Origin of the sequence: Caulobacter segnis, from assembly GCF_029543125.1 — a bacterium.
Classification (GTDB): domain Bacteria; phylum Pseudomonadota; class Alphaproteobacteria; order Caulobacterales; family Caulobacteraceae; genus Caulobacter; species Caulobacter segnis_D.
Window position 1 is genome coordinate 718,653 of record NZ_JARQWW010000003.1, and the last position, 16,307, is coordinate 734,959.

At 66.6% G+C, this 16,307-nt stretch carries 19 protein-coding genes; 8 read left to right on the forward strand and 11 right to left on the reverse strand.

Translation table 11 applies throughout. The features are described from left to right. The first annotated feature begins 120 nt into the window (after positions 1–120). The 5 genes from P7B02_RS12530 (at position 121) to purF (ending at position 6,320) form a co-directional block, all read left to right on the forward strand. The gene (locus P7B02_RS12530; RefSeq protein WP_431355813.1) at positions 121–1,626 is read left to right on the forward strand and encodes a replicative DNA helicase; all 1,506 of its coding nucleotides are present in this window, start codon (positions 121–123) and stop codon (positions 1,624–1,626) included. Between the two features lie 81 nt (positions 1,627–1,707). Then, the gene (gene alr / locus P7B02_RS12535; RefSeq protein WP_277786675.1) at positions 1,708–2,793 is read left to right on the forward strand and encodes an alanine racemase; all 1,086 of its coding nucleotides are present in this window, start codon (positions 1,708–1,710) and stop codon (positions 2,791–2,793) included. A 41-nt stretch (positions 2,794–2,834) separates the two neighbouring features. Then, on the forward strand, positions 2,835–4,208 hold the full coding sequence (gene radA / locus P7B02_RS12540) for a DNA repair protein RadA (RefSeq protein WP_277786676.1): 1,374 nt from the start codon (positions 2,835–2,837) through the stop codon (positions 4,206–4,208). A gap of 7 nt (positions 4,209–4,215) precedes the next feature. Next, positions 4,216–4,812 (forward strand): CvpA family protein, encoded by a 597-nt coding sequence (locus P7B02_RS12545; protein WP_277786677.1) that lies wholly within the window; start codon positions 4,216–4,218, stop codon positions 4,810–4,812. Further along, complete coding sequence (gene purF / locus P7B02_RS12550) at positions 4,809–6,320, forward strand: amidophosphoribosyltransferase (protein WP_277786678.1); 1,512 nt, start codon at positions 4,809–4,811, stop codon at positions 6,318–6,320. Before P7B02_RS12545 ends, purF begins: the two co-directional genes overlap by 4 nt. Here purF and P7B02_RS12555 read toward each other — a convergent pair. Continuing rightward, positions 6,310–6,708, reverse strand: coding sequence for an ACT domain-containing protein (locus tag P7B02_RS12555; RefSeq protein WP_277786679.1), 399 nt, complete (start codon positions 6,706–6,708; stop codon positions 6,310–6,312). The genes purF and P7B02_RS12555 overlap by 11 nt on opposite strands. 88 nt (positions 6,709–6,796) lie before the next feature. Between P7B02_RS12555 and P7B02_RS12560 the strand changes: the two genes are divergently transcribed. Both P7B02_RS12560 and P7B02_RS12565 read left to right on the forward strand, forming a co-directional pair. Continuing rightward, positions 6,797–7,774: a bile acid:sodium symporter family protein gene (locus P7B02_RS12560; RefSeq protein ID WP_277786680.1), complete on the forward strand. Its 978-nt coding sequence runs from the start codon at positions 6,797–6,799 to the stop codon at positions 7,772–7,774. 10 nt (positions 7,775–7,784) lie between these two features. Further along, the gene (locus P7B02_RS12565; protein WP_277786681.1) at positions 7,785–8,525 is read left to right on the forward strand and encodes an SDR family NAD(P)-dependent oxidoreductase; all 741 of its coding nucleotides are present in this window, start codon (positions 7,785–7,787) and stop codon (positions 8,523–8,525) included. Positions 8,526–8,535: 10 nt separating this feature from the next. On the opposite strand, the gene der is transcribed toward P7B02_RS12565, so the two are convergent. The 10 genes from der to P7B02_RS12615 form a co-directional block, all read right to left on the reverse strand. After that, positions 8,536–10,095, reverse strand: coding sequence for a ribosome biogenesis GTPase Der (gene der, locus P7B02_RS12570; RefSeq protein ID WP_277786682.1), 1,560 nt, complete (start codon positions 10,093–10,095; stop codon positions 8,536–8,538). A gap of 89 nt (positions 10,096–10,184) precedes the next feature. Then, the gene (locus P7B02_RS12575) at positions 10,185–11,570 is read right to left on the reverse strand and encodes a PQQ-binding-like beta-propeller repeat protein (RefSeq protein ID WP_277786683.1); all 1,386 of its coding nucleotides are present in this window, start codon (positions 11,568–11,570) and stop codon (positions 10,185–10,187) included. Continuing rightward, entirely contained in the window at positions 11,567–12,313 is a 747-nt protein-coding gene (locus tag P7B02_RS12580; RefSeq protein WP_277786684.1) for a tetratricopeptide repeat protein, read from the reverse strand. Before P7B02_RS12580 ends, P7B02_RS12575 begins: the two co-directional genes overlap by 4 nt. Before the next feature lie 108 nt (positions 12,314–12,421). After that, positions 12,422–12,802: a hypothetical protein gene (locus P7B02_RS12585; RefSeq protein ID WP_277786685.1), complete on the reverse strand. Its 381-nt coding sequence runs from the start codon at positions 12,800–12,802 to the stop codon at positions 12,422–12,424. Further along, positions 12,795–13,382 (reverse strand): RNA polymerase sigma factor, encoded by a 588-nt coding sequence (locus P7B02_RS12590; RefSeq protein ID WP_277786686.1) that lies wholly within the window; start codon positions 13,380–13,382, stop codon positions 12,795–12,797. Before P7B02_RS12590 ends, P7B02_RS12585 begins: the two co-directional genes overlap by 8 nt. A gap of 27 nt (positions 13,383–13,409) precedes the next feature. After that, the gene (locus P7B02_RS12595) at positions 13,410–13,808 is read right to left on the reverse strand and encodes a DUF6249 domain-containing protein (protein ID WP_277786687.1); all 399 of its coding nucleotides are present in this window, start codon (positions 13,806–13,808) and stop codon (positions 13,410–13,412) included. Positions 13,809–13,922: 114 nt separating this feature from the next. Continuing rightward, positions 13,923–14,231, reverse strand: coding sequence for a hypothetical protein (locus P7B02_RS12600; protein WP_277786688.1), 309 nt, complete (start codon positions 14,229–14,231; stop codon positions 13,923–13,925). Further along, positions 14,221–14,760: an RNA polymerase sigma factor gene (locus P7B02_RS12605; RefSeq protein ID WP_277786689.1), complete on the reverse strand. Its 540-nt coding sequence runs from the start codon at positions 14,758–14,760 to the stop codon at positions 14,221–14,223. The genes P7B02_RS12600 and P7B02_RS12605 overlap by 11 nt, the downstream gene beginning before the upstream one ends. 12 nt (positions 14,761–14,772) lie before the next feature. Next, positions 14,773–15,168 (reverse strand): hypothetical protein, encoded by a 396-nt coding sequence (locus P7B02_RS12610; RefSeq protein ID WP_277786690.1) that lies wholly within the window; start codon positions 15,166–15,168, stop codon positions 14,773–14,775. Positions 15,169–15,267: 99 nt separating this feature from the next. Continuing rightward, a complete protein-coding gene (locus P7B02_RS12615; RefSeq protein ID WP_277786691.1) occupies positions 15,268–15,612 on the reverse strand; it encodes an ArsC family reductase in 345 nt (114 codons plus the stop codon). 140 nt (positions 15,613–15,752) lie between these two features. Between P7B02_RS12615 and P7B02_RS12620 the strand changes: the two genes are divergently transcribed. Continuing rightward, the gene (locus P7B02_RS12620; protein ID WP_277786692.1) at positions 15,753–16,229 is read left to right on the forward strand and encodes a VOC family protein; all 477 of its coding nucleotides are present in this window, start codon (positions 15,753–15,755) and stop codon (positions 16,227–16,229) included. The last annotated feature ends 78 nt before the right edge of the window (positions 16,230–16,307 follow it).

Here is a 16,307-nt window from a genome sequence, read left to right on the forward strand (position 1 = left end):
CCCGGCCTTTTCTGTTCCCATCATGCGAAACACCGAGCCGTGGGGTTATCCACAGCCGGAGCATTGTTTGTGGATCGCGCTCACACGCCGCAGGCGGGTGCATTTCCGATCCGTTAAAACATTCCGATGGCTATCGCTCCCGCCCTCGACCTGCGCCCGACGAACGACATCGCCGTGGCGACTGCGCCTTCGAATATCGAAGCCGAACAGGCCCTGCTGGGCAGCCTGCTCTACGACAACGCGGCCTATGAGCGGCTGAGCGACCAACTGAACGCCAGCCATTTCTACGAGCCCTTCCACTCGCGCCTCTTCCAGTCGCTGGAAACGCATATCCGCAAGGGCCAGCTGGCTGACCCCATTCTGCTCGCCGACGTCTTCAAGAACGATCCAGCGTTCCAGGAGCTGGGCGGCGTGCGCTACCTGGCCGACCTCGTGGACCGCGCCCCGCCGGCGGCGAACGCGTCGGACTACGCCCGAGTCATCTATGATCTGGCCCTGCGCCGCGACCTGATCCGCATCGGCGGCGATATCGCCCACGCGGCCACCAGCGACGCCGACCTCGCCGCTCGCGAGCAGATCGAAAAGGCGGAACAGCAACTCTACGGCCTGGCTGAAAGCGGCGGTCCGTCCACCGGCTTCGTTTCGTTCTCCGACGCCCTGCGCGGCGCGGTGGAGATGACGGCCGAGGCCTACAGCCGCGACGGCGGTTTGGCCGGCGTCTCCTCCGGCCTGATCGACCTGGACGCCAAGGTCGGCGGCCTGCACCCGTCCGACTTGATCATCCTCGCCGGCCGCCCCTCGATGGGTAAGACGGCGCTGGCCACCAACATCGCCTTCAACGTGGCCAAGGCCTATGCCTGGGAGCCCCAGCCGGACGGCACGCGCAAGACGGTCAACGGCGGCGTGGTGGCCTTCTACTCACTCGAAATGTCGTCCGAGCAGCTGGCGCTTCGTATGTTGGCCGACGCCTCCGGCGTTTCGGGCGACCGCCTCCGCAAGGGTGAGATCGACGCTTCGGAGTTCGGACGCGTCCGCGACGCGGCCATGGAGATTCAGGAGGCGCCGCTCTACATCGACGCCACTGGTGGTCTCTCCATCGCCAAGCTGACCGCCCGGGCGCGTCGCCTGAAGCGTCAGGTCGGCCTCGATCTGATCATCGTCGACTACCTGCAGCTGGTCACCGGCTCCGACCTTGGCGCGAACGCAAACCGGGTTCAGGAAGTCAGCCAAATCACCATGGGCCTCAAGGCCTTGGCCAAGGAACTTAGCGTTCCCGTCATCGCTCTCTCGCAGCTATCCCGTCAGGTCGAACAGCGCGACGACAAGCGTCCGCAGCTTTCCGACCTTCGTGAATCCGGTTCGATCGAACAGGACGCCGACATGGTGTGGTTCGTGTACCGCGAGTCCTATTACGTCGGCCGCGCCGAGCCGCGCGAAGGCACGCCCGAGCACCTGACCTGGCAGGAGGAGATGGACAAGCTCCAGGGCCTCGCCGAAGTGATCATCGCCAAGCAACGTCACGGTCCCATCGGCACGGTGAAGCTGTCGTTCAACAGCGACACCACCCGCTTCGGCAACCTGGCGCGCGATCACTTCTTCCATCAGGCCCGTGGCTCCGAAGAGTGACGACAGGACGGCCGGACATAACGCCGGCCGCTTGATGCAAGCCGCTTCTAAGACTCGACCCTTGGGTGCTAAGCCCGCCTCGTGACCGACACCACACTCACCGTCGACCTGGACGCCCTCGCCTACAACTACGGCGTCCTGAAGCACTTCGCCGGCGCCGCCGAAACCGGCGCGGCGGTGAAGGCCGACGCCTATGGCATGGGATCCGAAGCTGTCGGCCTGCGCCTGTGGAAGGAAGGCTGCCGCAGCTTCTTCGTGGCGCGCCTGGCGGAAGGCCAGACCCTGAGGCGCGCTCTTGGGGAGCGAGACGCCTCGATTTACGTCCTCGACGGCATGACCGGCCCAGCCGACGGCCCTCGCCTGATGGCGTCGCGCCTGATCCCGGTGCTCAATAGCCTGGCCCAGGTGGAGAACTGGATCACCTACGGCGACCAGCGCTGGCTTGAGGCGGCCCTGCACGTGGATACGGGCATGAACCGCCTCGGCCTGCGCCTGGAGGACGCCCGCGCCTTGGCCAAGAACCGCGCCAAGCTTTCGAAGATGGACGTCGCCCTGGTGATGAGCCACTTGGCCTGCGCCGACGACCCCAATAATCCGATGAGCGCCGCTCAGCTTGAGCGCTTTCGGACCGTTCGTGGCCTGTTTCCCGCCGCGCAGGGCAGCCTGGCCAACTCTGCCGGCGTCTTCCTCGGCGTGGCCTACGGCTTCGACCTGGTGCGTCCGGGCCTCAGCCTCTACGGCGCAAGTCCGAATGGTAAAACCGACAGCCGCCTGAAGCCGGTGGCCAGCCTGCACGCCCCGATCCTTCAGGTGCGCGACGTGCCGGCGGGTGAGACGGTGGGCTACGGCGCCACCTTCACCGCAGTGCGGCCGGTAAAGATCGCCGTCCTGGCGGCGGGCTACGCAGACGGCCTGCCCCGCACCCCGGCCGGGAGCGGAAATGCCTGGTTCGCCAATGGGAAACGCAGGATTCTTGGCCGTATCTCCATGGATCTTCTGGCGATCGACGTCACCGGCTGCGACGAGGCCGAGCCCGGCGCGATGGTTGAACTGGTAGGCCCCAACATCACCGTGGACGACGCCGCCCACGCCGGGGGGATCAGCGCCTATGAGGTGCTCACTCGCCTTAGTTTGCGCGCAACCCGCCGCTATATCGGCGAGGCCTGACGTCGGCGCTATCATCCGCTGAGGTCGAATCAGGAGCGTCCATGGCCCGCGACGGCGCCGTCTATGCCTGCCAGTCCTGTGGCGCGGTTCAGACCAAGTGGTCTGGGCAATGCCCCGCCTGCGGCGTCTGGAACAGCCTGGTCGAGGAAGTGCAGAGCCGCCCGCCCGGCAGCCTGGCGCCAAGCAAGAGCGCCAAGGCCGTCCGAGGCCTCGCCTTCGAGGGGCTTGAAAGCGAAAACCCCACCCCGCCCCGCATCGCCACCGGCGTCGACGAGTTCGACCGCGTCTGCGGCGGCGGCGTCGTTCCAGGCAGCGCCATCCTGCTGGGCGGCGATCCGGGCGTCGGCAAGTCCACCCTGCTGCTGCAGGTCTGCGCCAGCGCCGCCCTCCGCGGCGTGTCCTGCGCCTACATCAGCGGGGAAGAGGCGGTGGAACAAATCCGCGGCCGCGCCGGCCGCATGGGCCTGGCCCAGGCTCCGGTCAAGCTGGCTGCCGAGACAGGCCTTCGCCAAATTCTCGACGGTCTGAAGCGCGATCGCTTCGACCTGGTCATCATCGACTCCATCCAGACCATGTGGAGCGACGCCCACGAGGCGGGACCCGGTTCGGTCACCCAGGTCCGCTCCTGCGCCCAGGAATTGGTGCGGCTCGCCAAGAAACAGGGCGTGGCCATCATCCTGGTCGGACATGTGACCAAGGACGGCCAGATCGCAGGCCCCCGTGTGGTCGAGCATCTGGTCGACGCCGTCCTCGCCTTCGAGGGTGAGCGCGGCTACCCGTTCCGCATCCTGCGCGGGGCCAAGAACCGCTTCGGCGCCACCGACGAGATCGGCGTGTTCGAGATGGGCGACGCCGGCTTGCGTGAAGTCCGCAACCCCTCCGCCCTCTTCCTCAATGACGGCGGCGAACGCGCGGCCGGCGCGGCGGTGTTCGCCGGCATTGAGGGCTCTCGCCCCGTTCTCGTGGAATTTCAGGCGCTTGTGGCGCCATCTGCATATGGAACGCCTCGCCGCGCCGTGGTCGGATGGGATTCCGGACGCCTCGCCATGGTGCTCGCGGTGCTTGAAGCGCGATGCGGCCTTGGATTTGGCGATCGTGACGTCTATTTGAACGTCGCCGGCGGACTTCGGATCACCGAACCGGCGGCGGATTTGGCGGCGGCGGCGGCTCTGGCCTCCTCGGCGCTGGAAGCGGCCTTGCCGCAGGACTGCGTGGTCTTTGGCGAGATCAGCCTGTCTGGAGAAGTTCGACCTGTGAGCCGCATGGAATCGAGGCTGAAGGAAGCCGCGAAGCTGGGCTTCGGTCGCGCCCTGACGCCCGCCGCAGGTCTGCCGGACGTATCGCCCGTGTCGATCAATAGCGCCTCGCGACTGACCGACGCCATCCGCCGCATCGGCGACCAGGCCTGGAGCTGACCGGATCGTGACCGCCTTCGACGTCATCGCCGCCCTGATCCTGCTGGTGTCGGGGGCCATCGGGTTCGCCCGCGGGGCCATGCGCGAATTGGTGACCATGGGCGCCCTGCTGATCGCGGGCGGCGCGGCGATATTCGGCCTGCGCTTCACCGGCCCCCTGTTCCGCGGCTTCATCGAGCCGTCCTGGGCTGGAACCACAGCGGCCGTGCTGGTCGTGTTCGTGATCCTCTACATCCTGCTGCGCCTCGTCGGCGCCAATTTGACGCAGCGGATTCATGACACCCAATCCCTAGGTATGCTCGACCGCTCGATCGGCGTCGGCTTCGGCCTGATCCGGGCGCTCGTTGTGCTTGGTGCGTTCAACCTGGTGTTCCACGCGGCGACGCCGGAGGACCGCACCCCGCGTTGGGTGACCAATTCGGCCCTGTGGCCGCTGTCGGAAGTCAGCGGCAAGGCCCTGAAGAGTTTCGCGCCGAAAGGCGGTAAGATGGCCGGACAACTGGCTCCAGCCATTGAGAAAGCGGTGCGCGACGGCGCCCGTGATGAAGGCTATGACGCCGACCAACGGCGAAGCGTCGATGATCTGGTGGAGAAATCCCGATGAACCCGCAGTCCTCTGACCGCTTCGTGTCGGATGTGTACGCCCAGCACGGCGGCCGCGATCCGGATGACGACGCCCTGCGCCTCGAATGCGGCGTCTTCGGCGTCTTCGGGACGCCGGACGCCTCGGCGATCACCGCGCTTGGCCTGCACGCCCTGCAGCACCGGGGTCAGGAGGCCTGCGGCATCGCGGCCTTCGACGGCCAGCGCTTCCACACCGAACGCCACATGGGCCATGTGGGCGAGGCCTTCGGCGGCAATGACCTGGTGGATCGCCTACCCGGCACGGCCGCCATCGGCCACACCCGCTACTCCACGGCCGGCGGCAGCTTCATCCGCAACGTCCAGCCGCTGTTCGCCGATCTTCAGGCTGGCGGTGTCGCCCTGGCCCACAACGGCAACCTGACGAACTTCCTGCACCTGCGCGAACGCCTGGTCAGCGACGGCGCCATCTTCCAGTCGACCTCGGACAGCGAGGTGATCCTTCACCTGCTGGCCCGTTCGCGGAAGGCCAAGTTCGTCGATCGCTTCATCGACGCGATCCAGCAGCTTGAGGGCGGCTACGCCCTGGTGGCCCTGACCCACAAGAAGCTGATCGGCGTGCGCGACCCGCTGGGCATCCGCCCGCTGGTTCTGGGCGATCTGAACGGCAAGGCCGTTCTGGCCTCGGAGACCGCCGCCCTCGACATGATCGGCGCCAAGTTCGTGCGCGACATCGAGAACGGCGAGATGGTCGTCATCTCCGAAAAAGGCATCCAATCCCTGCGTCCGTTCCCAGCGCAGAAGGCCCGCCCCTGCGTCTTCGAGTACGTCTATTTCGCCCGTCCCGACTCCGTGGTCGACGGCCGCTCGGTCTATGAGGTGCGCAAGCGCATGGGCCGCCGCCTGGCCCAGGACAGCGCCGTCGAGGCCGATGTGGTCGTGCCGGTGCCGGACAGCGGCGTGCCCGCCGCCCTCGGCTACGCCCAAGAGAGCGGCATCCCCTACGAGCTGGGGATCATCCGCAGCCACTTCGTGGGCCGCACCTTCATCCAGCCGACCCAGGGCGTCCGCGAACTCGGCGTGCGCATGAAGCACAGCCCCAACCGCGCGGTGCTGGAAGGCAAGCGCGTGGTGCTGATCGACGACTCCATCGTCCGCGGCACCACCTCGCTGAAGATTGTCCGCATGGTCCGCGAGGCCGGCGCCAAGGAAGTCCACCTGCGCAGCGCATCGCCGCCGATCCTGTGGCCCGATTTCTACGGCATCGACATGCCGTCGCGTGACCAGCTGATGGCCGCCACCAAGACCATGGAAGAGATGGTGAAGCTGCTGGAGGTGGACAGCCTCGGCTTCCTCTCCATCGACGGCCTGTACTGGGCGCTGGAAGCCGGCGCGCGCGATCCGCTGAACCCGCAATTCACCGATCACTATTTCACCGGCGAGTACCCCACCCGCCTGCTGGACCGTGAGATCGCCGAAGGCCGCGCCAACACCTCCGAACGACAGCTGTCGTTCCTGGTCAGCGCGTAGCCGCCAGCTCCCGCAACAGGGTCATCGCTTCCTCCGCCCGATCGGCGGGAACGAACAGATGATCATGGTGGAAGGCCGACACCGGGTTCACGCCCATGCCGGCCTTCGCCAGCTTGGCGGTGATCGCGGCCAGGAAGCCGACGGCCTCCAGCGACGAGTGAACACTGAGCGTGATCATCCGCGACGCAAATACGCCCTCAAGGCCGGCGGATGAGGCAGCCGCCTGCTCCAGGATGAGCGTCACCCCCTCGGCTTCGCGAAACACCATCACCGGCTCCAGGCCGTTGTTGGGCGGAAGCTTCGGCACGGACACGAAGACATAGGTGTTCGGCTGGAGCACCGGCTCCATGCTACGGATCAGGTGATCCAGATCAGTGATTCCAGCCATGGCGGGCTCCTTCTAATAAGCCGCCTTATCCAACGCTCGGCGCCGCCGCAATCGAACCGTGATTTCAGTCAGGGAGTCCGCGCAGCAGATGACGTGGCTTCGCAAACTTCGCCTCGATCCCTACCTTCTGATGATGATCGGCACGGTGGCCCTAGCCTCCGTGCTGCCCGCGCGCGGCATGGCGGCGGAGGGCGTCGGTCTCGTCGCCAAGCTCGGCATCGCCCTTCTGTTCTTCCTGCACGGCGCGCGCCTGTCGCGAAAGGCGATGCTGGCCGGTTTGGCGCACTGGCGCCTGCACCTGACGATCCTGGCGATCACCTTCCTGGCGTTCCCCCTGATCGGCCTGTCGTTCAAGCTGATCCCGCCGAGCGTGTTGCCCGAACCGCTGGTGCTCGGCTTGCTGTTCCTGTGCTGCCTGCCGTCGACGGTGCAGTCGTCGATCGGCTTCACCTCCATCGCCCGGGGCAACATCGCCGCCGCCCTGTGCAGCGCATCCGCCTCGAACCTGCTGGGCATGGCGCTGACGCCGATCCTGGCCGGATTGATCCTGCATACCCAAGGCGGTTTCTCGCTCGACCAGCTTGAAGCGATCGGCCTGCAGCTTCTGGCGCCCTTCATCGCGGGCCAGGTCCTTCAGCCGTGGATCGGCGCGTGGGTCGAAAAGAACAAGCGCATCCTGGGCTTCGTGGATCGCGGCTCGATCCTGCTGGTCGTCTATGCTGCGTTCGGCGAGGCCGTGGTCGAGGGCGTCTGGAGCCGGGTGTCGGCGCTGGAGCTGCTGATCGTCGGCGTTCTGTGCGCCATCCTCCTCGCCCTCGCCCTCGCCGGCAGCCGCACGGCGGCGCGCGCCATGGGTTTCAACAAGGAGGACGAGATCGCCGTGGTCTTCTGCGGCACGAAGAAGAGCATCGTCACCGGCGTGCCCATGGCCGCCATCCTGTTCCCCGCCGCCACGGCCGGCGTCGTCATCCTGCCGGTCATGCTGTTCCACCAGATGCAGCTCATGGCCTGCGCCGTGATCGCCCAGCGCTACGCGGCCCGGGACAAGACCAGCTCAGCCGTCTAGAAGACCGCCCATGGATTCCACGACCGACAAACCTCTCGCCGGGCGGATCGCCCTGGTCACCGGCGCCACGCGCGGCATCGGCGAAGCCTGCGCCTTCGGCTTGGCCCAGGCCGGCGCTCACGTCATCGCTCTGGGCCGCACGCAAGGCGCGCTCGAAGCGCTGGACGACCGCATCTTCGCCGCCACCGGCGAGCACGCGACCCTGGTGCCGATCGATCTTCTGAAGGCTCCTGAGGGCCTCGACGTCCTCGGCGCCGCGCTGCATGAGCGTTACGGCAAGCTGGACATCATCATTGGCGCGGCCGCCGTGCTTGGCGCCCTCACCCCGGTGGGACATCTGGATCCGAAGGGCTGGGACATGATCATGTCCACCAACCTGACGGCCAATTGGCGCCTGATCCGGTCCATGGACCCGCTAATGCGCAAGTCCGACGCCGCCCGCGCCATCTTCTTCACCAGCAGCGTCGGCAGCCAGGCTCGCGCCTTCTGGGGCGCCTATGCGGCCTCCAAGGCGGGGCTGGAGAATCTGGTCGCCACCTATGCCGACGAGATGGAGCACACCCAGGTGCGTGCCCTCTGCGTCGATCCGGGCGGCATGCGCACCCGCATGCGCGCCCTCGCCTTCCCGGGCGAAGACCCGATGGACCTGCCCGCGCCGTCAGAGATCGTTCCGCTGATCGTCGAGCTGGCCCGCGGCGACCGCGAGCCCCCCGAAGGCGTAGTCCGCTTCAAGGAATGGAAGGCCCGTTAGGGCCTTCCATCTATCCCTTGCGCGGTCCGGGCCGCGCGCCCTTCGAACGGCCCGACTTGGCGCTGGTCAGCCCCTTGGGAGCCGAACGCGGCCGTACGGTCGCCTTCTTCGGCGCGGCCTTCTTGACCCCGATCTTCACGACCTTGCCGTTGGCGTCTACGGCCGTCGCCTGCTCCTCTTTCGCCTTCTTGACCTTGGCGGCCTTGGCGTAGCGGGGCTCGGCGCGCGGGCCGCTCTTGGCCTCGCCCTCGGCGTACGGGTTCGCGCCCGACTTGATGGTGATGCGCAGCGGCACGCCCGGCAGGTCGAAGCTTTCGCGCAGGCTGTTCACCAGATAGCGGCGGTAGTGATCCGGCATCTGGTCCGCGCGGCTGGAGAACAGCACGAATGTTGGCGGACGCGCCTTGGTCTGGGCCATGTACTTCGGCTTCACCCGGCGACCGCCCACGGACGGCGGCGGATGCCGCTGCATGGCCAGCTGGAGCCAGTCGTTCAGGTCGCGGGTCTTCACCTTGGTCGACCAGTTGGTATGGACCTTGAGCAGAGCCGGCATCAGGCGATCCAGTCCCCGGCCGGTTTCGGCCGACAAGGCGATCACCGGCGTGCCCCGCACCTGCGGCAGCATGCGTTCGGCGTGCTCGATGAATTCCTTCAGCTTGGCCTGAGGGTTCTCCACCAGGTCCCACTTGGTCAGGACGAAGACGAGGCCGCGCCCTTCCCGCTCGACCAGATCGGCCAGCTGCAGGTCCTGGATCTCAAACGGGTGCGTGGCGTCCATGACCAGCATCACCACCTCGGCGAAGGTGATGGCGCGGATGGAGTCCTGCACCGACAGCTTCTCAAGCTTCTCGTCGATGCGGGCCTTGCGGCGCATGCCGGCGGTGTCGACCAGGCGCAGCTTGCGGTCGCCGTATTCCCAGTCCACGGAAATGGCGTCTCGGGTGATGCCGGCTTCGGGGCCCGTCAGCAAGCGATCCTCGCCGATCAGGGCGTTGACCAGGGTGGACTTGCCAGCGTTCGGGCGGCCGACCACGGCCACCATGATCGGCTTGTCCTTGTCGATCGGCTCGTCGTCCTGCGTCTCGAACGGCAGCAGGGCGGCATAGAGTTCGGCCATGCCTTCGCCGTGCTCGCCGCTGATCGGAATCGGCTCACCCAGCCCCAGGCGCGCACCTTCGGCGGTCCCCGCCTCGCCCGCCTTGCCCTCGGCCTTATTGGCCCCGACGATGGTCGGACGGTTCCGACGGCGCAGTATGGAGGCGAAGATCTGGTCGGCCGGCGTGATCCCCTCGCGGGCGTCATAAACGAACAGAGTGACGTCGGCTTCGTCGATGGCGAGCTCTGTCTGGGCGCGCATCCGCGCCTCCAGGCTCTCGTCCTTCACATCCTCGAAGCCGGCGGTGTCGATGAGCTCCAGCTCAAGGTCGCCGATGCGGCCGGCCGCGAAGCGACGGTCGCGCGTGACCCCCGGCTGGTCATCGACGATGGCCAGCTTCTTGCCGGCGAGGCGGTTGAACAGCGTCGATTTTCCGACGTTCGGCCGGCCGACGATGGCGAGTTTGAGCGGCATTTCAGAATCCAAGCGCCCCCCGCAGGAATGCGAGGGGCGCTGTTGTTTTAGCGAACCAAGGTTAAGCGCGCAAAAAAGCGCGCTCGCCCCTAGCGGATCGCGATCAGTTTGGCGTCGTCAGTGACGACATAAAGCATGTCCCCGACCGCGATCGGAGCAATCATGGCGGAGCTGCCCAGCTTCAGGGTCGAGACCACTTCACCCGTCTTCGGATTCAGAGCGGCCGCCTCACCACGGCTGGACACGGTGATCAGGCGATCGGAGGCCAGGATCGGGCTGGACCAGATGATCGGATTCTTGCGGCGCTTCTTCAGCTGGCGCTTGCTCAGACCGTCAGTCGAGTTGAGGTCACGGATCCAGTAGACTTGACCGTTCTCGCGCGAGACGCAGATCACTTCGCCGGCCTTGGAGACCACGAAGGCCACGTCGCCTGCGCCCCAGGGCGAGCCGATGCCGGTGACCGGGATGTTCCAGCGCTGCTGGCCGGTGCGCAGATCGGTGGCCGAGAAGACGCCCGAATGGCTGACTGCGAGCACGTCGCCCTTGTAGATGATCGGACGACCCGCAATGTCGCGGATTTCCGACAGGGCGTTGGTGCGGCTGGCGCGCGAGAGGGCCTCGCTCCAGACCTCGTTGCCGTTGCCGGTGCGCAGGGCCACCAGTTCACCTGAAGAGAACGGCGCGACAATCGTGTCGCCCGAGATCGCCGGAGACGAAGCGCCCAGGATGCGCGCCGGCTCGGTCAGGGCCTGATAGTTCCAGTTCGGCGCGCCGGTGGCGGTCTCGAAGGTCAGCAGTTCGTTGTCGATATTGACCACGAAGACGCGACCGCCAGCCACCGTGGGGGCGCCGTGGATCGGGTTCGATACTTCACGCTTCCAACCCTGTTCGCCGGTGGCGGCGTCCAGTTGGGCGATGAAGCGGAACCCGGAAGCGACATAGAGCTTGCCGTCGGCATAGGCCAGACCGCCGCCGAAGCCGTCGCGGTCGCGCCGCTCCTTGGGCTTCAGGTTGCGGCTCCAGATTTCGTTGCCGGTGCGGGCGTCTAACGCGACGACCGTGGCTTCGCCGTCCATGACGAAGATCTTGCCGTCGGCGGCTACCGGCGGCGCGGTGACGTGAGCCGAACGGCTGGAGCCCTTGCCGAAGTCCTTGCGCCAGGCGACCTGGAAATTGGCGCCGGCGGCCACATGTTCGACGGACTGCTCGGGGGTGCCGCCGGGCAGCGGCCAGTCAGCGCGCGGTTCAGCCGTGGGCAGATAGAAGTCAGCGCCCTTCAGGCCCTCGTTCTGCTCGACCTTCTGATCGAAGGCGATGATCGAGATGCGTTCGCCTTGCGTGGCGGTCGTCTTGTTCCCGTCCTTCTTGTCGAACGGGTTGATGGCCGAAACGGCCGAACCAACGGTCGAGCAGGCGGACAGTCCACCCAGCGCCACCAGGGTGACGGCGGCGGCGGTTAGAAGGCGGCGCTTCATTGCGCGCCTCCCGGAACCATGGCGGGCGCCGGGGCGGCCGACGGCAGGGTCGGCGTGGCGGTGGCGGCGGCCTTGGCGATGGCCGGCAGCGACTTGGCCGAGCCGGAGTCGATCATCTGCATGGCGGTGCGGGCGCGCTCGCGGACCTGCTCGCTCGATTCGGGAAGCAGGGTCAGGACGGAGAAGTCGCTGCGCGCCTCGTCCATCTTGCCGGCCGAGAGCTTGGCGAAGGCCAGGGCTTCCTTGGCCTGGACCCGATAGGGCCGCTTTTCTTCGGTCAAGGGCGTCAGCCTCTTCTCGATTTCGGCATACGGGGCCGTATCGATCAGGGCGAAGGCGGATTTGAGGCGGGCGGCGTCGGCCAGCGCCTCGTCCGGGGCGGCCTCGGCGGCCTGGTCGAACAGGGTCACGGCCTCGGCGGCCTTGCCTTCCTCGACCTTGATGCCGGCGAGCTGCATCAGCGACAGCGCCTTGTAGGCCGGCGTGCCGGACTTGGCGATCGCTTCGAAGCCCGTGACGGCCGCAGCCGTGTTGTTCGAGCCGAACGATTCGACAGCGGCGGCGTACTTCTCGGAGGCCTCGGCCGCCGTGCGGCTGCGGTGGCTGTCCCAGGCCCAGTAGCCCAGCGAACCGGCCAGGGCGATGGCGAGACCGCCGACCACCCAGGGAGCCGTCTTGCGAGCAAGGGTCTTGTAGCGGTCAGAGCGAAGCTGCTCCTCCACCTCATCAAACACGTCGACCACGAAAAGGGGCTCCGAAGGCACACGCGCCCCGCAGGGCGCCGAAGAGGCCGCGAACCTATAGCGTCGCACGCCTCCCCGCAACGCACCCGCGGGGCGATTAAGTCGCTGTTACAGCTCTCCCGCCGCGCGCATGGCCACAAAGACCACCGCCAGGGCCGAAAGCCCGGCCGCGGCCCACATGACCTCGCCGCCGAAAGGCAGGCTGGAAAGCTCCAGACCCATCTTCGACGCCTCCATCACGCGATGCGAGAGCATCCTCACCGGCTCGGTGGGAATGTCCTCCGCCCGGACAAGAATGCCCGAACGGATGAGCTGCCACACACCGGTCAGGCCGCCGATGAAGCCGGCGACCCATATCGTCCACTGCCGCATCGACCAGCCACGCTCCAGGCGGGTGACCACCTGCCGCGCGAAAGCCTCGCGATCATCGAAGACTGGGGTGTCCGCGAACATGCGGTCCAGTCTGGTTTCGAATTCCAGGTCAGCCATGACCCTGCCTCCCGGCCGCCGCCGCTCCATCCTGCGGAGCCAAGCGGCCTCTGAGCCTATCCAAACCACGTTTGACATGGGACTTCACCGTTCCCAGGGGCGCCCCGAGAGCTTCAGCCGCTTCAGCGTGGGACAGGCCCGCGCCGTAGCAGAGCGAAATACACATCCGCTCCGAGGCCGGAAGCGCACGCAGCGCCTCGTCGAGGTCGATCCGCGTCGCCGCGAAAGCTTCTCCCCCGTGTCCTTCCGAAGCTTCACCATCATCTGTGGCGGCAACAAGGCGTGACTCCTTGCGCCAACGACGAACGTAGAGCCGGGCTGCGATCCGCTTGACCCAGGCCGCGAACGGCCCCTCCCCGCGGAACTCCGCGACCCGCTCAAACGCCTGAAGAAAGGCGTCCTGAGCCAGGTCGTCGGCGACCGACGGCTCCGCCCCCATCCGGCGCAGAAGCGCGCGGACCGCGGAACCATGGCGTCTCACCAGCTCGCCGAAGGCCGGCCGATCACCTGTGGCCGCAAGCGTGGCCAACTCGACGTCGTGCAGACTTCCGACATTTGCAGGCGGGCTAGTCTTGCCCATGATCCAATCTCCCCAACTGGATCGCGATCAGTCCTGCTTCTCGATCCGGTCGCCTTTGTTGGGATTGAAGAAGCTGAGAACCACATAAGCCACGCCGATCAGACCCGGGATGAGGCCGATGCCCATCAACGGATAGACCGCGTCGCTTTCCTCATAGCCGACCATCCAGCCGAAGGCGGCGATGCCCGCGCCGACGGAGATCAGGATGATGCCGGTGCGGATGTCGCTGGCGGCGGACGAAACCTTGCGGGGCTTCACGTCCTTGCTCATCGCGTCGATGAGTTCCGGCGGCAACTCCTGACCCTTGTCGATGGCGGCGCGGATGGTGGCCTGCATCTCGCGACGCTCGCGGCTCTTCAGCCACTTCGGAATGATGACGATCGCGACGACCATGATGAATGGCGCGAGCGGAATGAGAATTTCCATGACCTGAACCCCTTTGACTTGCAGCGGTGAGCCTGTCGCTTCCGCCTTCTGTAGGGAAGAGGCTTCGGCGCAGTCCAACAGATGCAGGGGTTCTGATTAAACCTTCGTCATGCTTCAGCGACGCGCGATCACCCTCGCCAAAAGGCGTCCGCCGAAGGCCGTCGCCAGGGCGAGCACCAAGGCCAGCAGGCCCGGCGCCAACGGCTCGAACGTCCCCGTCTCCACCGTCTGATGCTTCAGCACGCTGTCCAGCGTCCAGAGCACCGAGGCCGCCGCCGCCGCCAAGGGAACGAGGGCCAGGAGGCGATAGAGCGCCCGACGCCGGGCGATGCGTTGCGCCAACAACGCCGAAAAGGCGAATCCCTGCGGTTCCGGCCGGGCGGCGGCCGACAGCAGCGCCGACAGTTTCTGCTCAGGCGTCATGCGAACCTCCCAAGGCGGCGAGCAGGCGGGCCCTGCCACGTTCCACATAGGATTTCACCGTGCCCAGCGGCAGGTCCAGCGCCTGAGACGCCTCGCCATGCGACCAGCCCTCGACCAGGCACAGGGTGATGCACGCCCTCTGCACCTCCGACAACTCGCCCATGGCCTGCGCCACCGCCAGCCGATCCTCGGCGGACAGGCCGGGCGTCGCTTCGGCGATCTCCAACCAGGCGCCGTCGCGCGCCACGTCCCGCCGCCGCGTGCGCATGCGGTCCTGCGCCTTGCGCCACCCCATGCCGCAGAGCCAGGCCCTCACCCGCCCCGCGTCCTTCAAGTCGCCCAAGCGGCTCCAGGCGGCCAGAAAGACTTCCTGCGCCACATCCTCCGCCTCGGCCGCCGATCCCCCGAGACTTCGCCTCAGGAAGCCCCGCAGCGCCGCCTCGTGCCGCTGCACCAGCCGCATGAAAGCCGCATCCGAACCGGCGCGGGCCTTCGCCACCAACGCCTCGTCGCTCCACCCCGTGTTCATGAGCGACGGTCATCAGGCGCGCGGGCGAGTGACGAGCAGGATGACCAGCGAGGCCAAGGCCAGCGCCGCCATCACCACCGCCACGATCACGAAGGCCGACCCGACGCCGAACAGGTCGGTGACCGCGGCATAGGTGAACCCCGCCGCCATCACCCCGAACATCACCACCGAATAGAGGTGGCCTTCGCGGCTTTTACCCATGCCGCCCGCGTTACGGCTTTCGTCCTGGGGGCGATCAAGCGCCTTGAGAAGCTCAGCCGGCGGCTCGGTCCCCTTGGCGGCGTAGGTCTTCAGCAGCTCGATCGTCGATTGTTGCCGACGATACTTCAGCCATGAATCCCAACCCGCGCAAGCGAAGCCGAAAAGCGGGAAGATAAGCCACCAATAGCTTCGAAAGAGATCTTCCATGTCGTTGTCTCCATCCAGGGCGCGATGATCCGCGCCTCTCTCGTCTGGTAGTCGCCGCCGCCAACGAGAATGGATGCAGTCCTCGGAAAAATCTTTCGTCTAGCTCATGGCCGCCGAATAGATGTCCGGCTTGAAGCCCACGAGGCGGCGATCGCCCAGGTCCAGGACCGGGCGCTTGATCATCGAGGGTTGAGCCAGCATCAGATCGATGGCCTTGGCGGCGTCGATGTCCTGGCGATCGGCTTCGGGCACCTTTCGGAAGGTGGTTCCGGCGCGGTTCAGCACCGTCTCCCAGCCGAACTCATCGACCCAGGCCTGCAGATGCGCGCGGTCGATTCCGGCGGTCTTGTAGTCGTGGAAGTCGTAGGCGACGCCCTTGTCCTCCAGCCATTTGCGGGCCTTGGCGACGGTGTCGCAGTTCTTGATGCCGTACATGGTGATCATGCCCCCTCCCTTCCGCCATTCGCGGGGAAGATCAAGGCGCATGGAAAATTCGCCGTCCCTGTCGGATCGGATGCGCCACACCCGTCCTTGAACTGACAAGCCATGGAGCGATCATCGCTCCAGCCAAGGAGGACGCGTCGATGCCGAAGATCACCCCGTTCCTGTGGTTCGACACCCAGGCCAAGGAAGCCGCCGACTTCTACGTCTCGATTTTCCCGAACTCGAAGATCCGCGACGTCTCCTATTACAGCGAGGGCATGCCCGCCCCGGCCGGCTCGGTGATGGTCGTGGAGTTCGAGCTGGACGGCCAGGTGCTCCAGGCCCTGAACGGCGGTCCGCACTTCAAGTTCGACGAGGCCGTGTCCTTCGTCATCGATTGCGTCGATCAGGCCGAGGTCGACTACTATTGGGACAAGCTTCTGGCCGACGGCGGCGTGGAATCCCAGTGCGGCTGGCTGAAGGACCGCTACGGCTTCTCCTGGCAGGTGACGCCACGCCGGCTGATGGAGCTGATGGCCGACCCGGACAAGGCCAAGGCCGGCCGGGTGGCCGCCGCCATGATGCAGATGGTGAAGATCGACATCGCCAAGATCGAGGCGGCGGCCGAGGCGGCCTAGCTGTCGAAGCTATGAAGGTTGTTCACCCGGGGTTGGGCTGAGAAGCTGGGGTTGCGACGCTCCAACCTCCAAGCCGGG

Excerpts from the sequence above, each read along its gene's own strand:
- radA (WP_277786676.1), top strand. The coding sequence starts at position 2,835 with ATGGCCCGCGACGGCGCCGTCTATGCCTGCCAGTCCTGTGGCGCGGTT.
- purF (WP_277786678.1), top strand. The coding sequence starts at position 4,809 with ATGAACCCGCAGTCCTCTGACCGCTTCGTGTCGGATGTGTACGCCCAG.
- P7B02_RS12555 (WP_277786679.1), bottom strand. The coding sequence starts at position 6,708 with ATGGCTGGAATCACTGATCTGGATCACCTGATCCGTAGCATGGAGCCG.
- P7B02_RS12560 (WP_277786680.1), top strand. The coding sequence starts at position 6,797 with ATGACGTGGCTTCGCAAACTTCGCCTCGATCCCTACCTTCTGATGATG.
- P7B02_RS12565 (WP_277786681.1), top strand. The coding sequence starts at position 7,785 with ATGGATTCCACGACCGACAAACCTCTCGCCGGGCGGATCGCCCTGGTC.
- der (WP_277786682.1), bottom strand. The coding sequence starts at position 10,095 with ATGCCGCTCAAACTCGCCATCGTCGGCCGGCCGAACGTCGGAAAATCG.
- P7B02_RS12575 (WP_277786683.1), bottom strand. The coding sequence starts at position 11,570 with ATGAAGCGCCGCCTTCTAACCGCCGCCGCCGTCACCCTGGTGGCGCTG.
- P7B02_RS12585 (WP_277786685.1), bottom strand. The coding sequence starts at position 12,802 with ATGGCTGACCTGGAATTCGAAACCAGACTGGACCGCATGTTCGCGGAC.
- P7B02_RS12590 (WP_277786686.1), bottom strand. The coding sequence starts at position 13,382 with ATGGGCAAGACTAGCCCGCCTGCAAATGTCGGAAGTCTGCACGACGTC.
- P7B02_RS12595 (WP_277786687.1), bottom strand. The coding sequence starts at position 13,808 with ATGGAAATTCTCATTCCGCTCGCGCCATTCATCATGGTCGTCGCGATC.
- P7B02_RS12600 (WP_277786688.1), bottom strand. The coding sequence starts at position 14,231 with ATGACGCCTGAGCAGAAACTGTCGGCGCTGCTGTCGGCCGCCGCCCGG.
- P7B02_RS12605 (WP_277786689.1), bottom strand. The coding sequence starts at position 14,760 with ATGAACACGGGGTGGAGCGACGAGGCGTTGGTGGCGAAGGCCCGCGCC.
- P7B02_RS12610 (WP_277786690.1), bottom strand. The coding sequence starts at position 15,168 with ATGGAAGATCTCTTTCGAAGCTATTGGTGGCTTATCTTCCCGCTTTTC.
- P7B02_RS12615 (WP_277786691.1), bottom strand. The coding sequence starts at position 15,612 with ATGATCACCATGTACGGCATCAAGAACTGCGACACCGTCGCCAAGGCC.
- P7B02_RS12620 (WP_277786692.1), top strand. The coding sequence starts at position 15,753 with ATGCCGAAGATCACCCCGTTCCTGTGGTTCGACACCCAGGCCAAGGAA.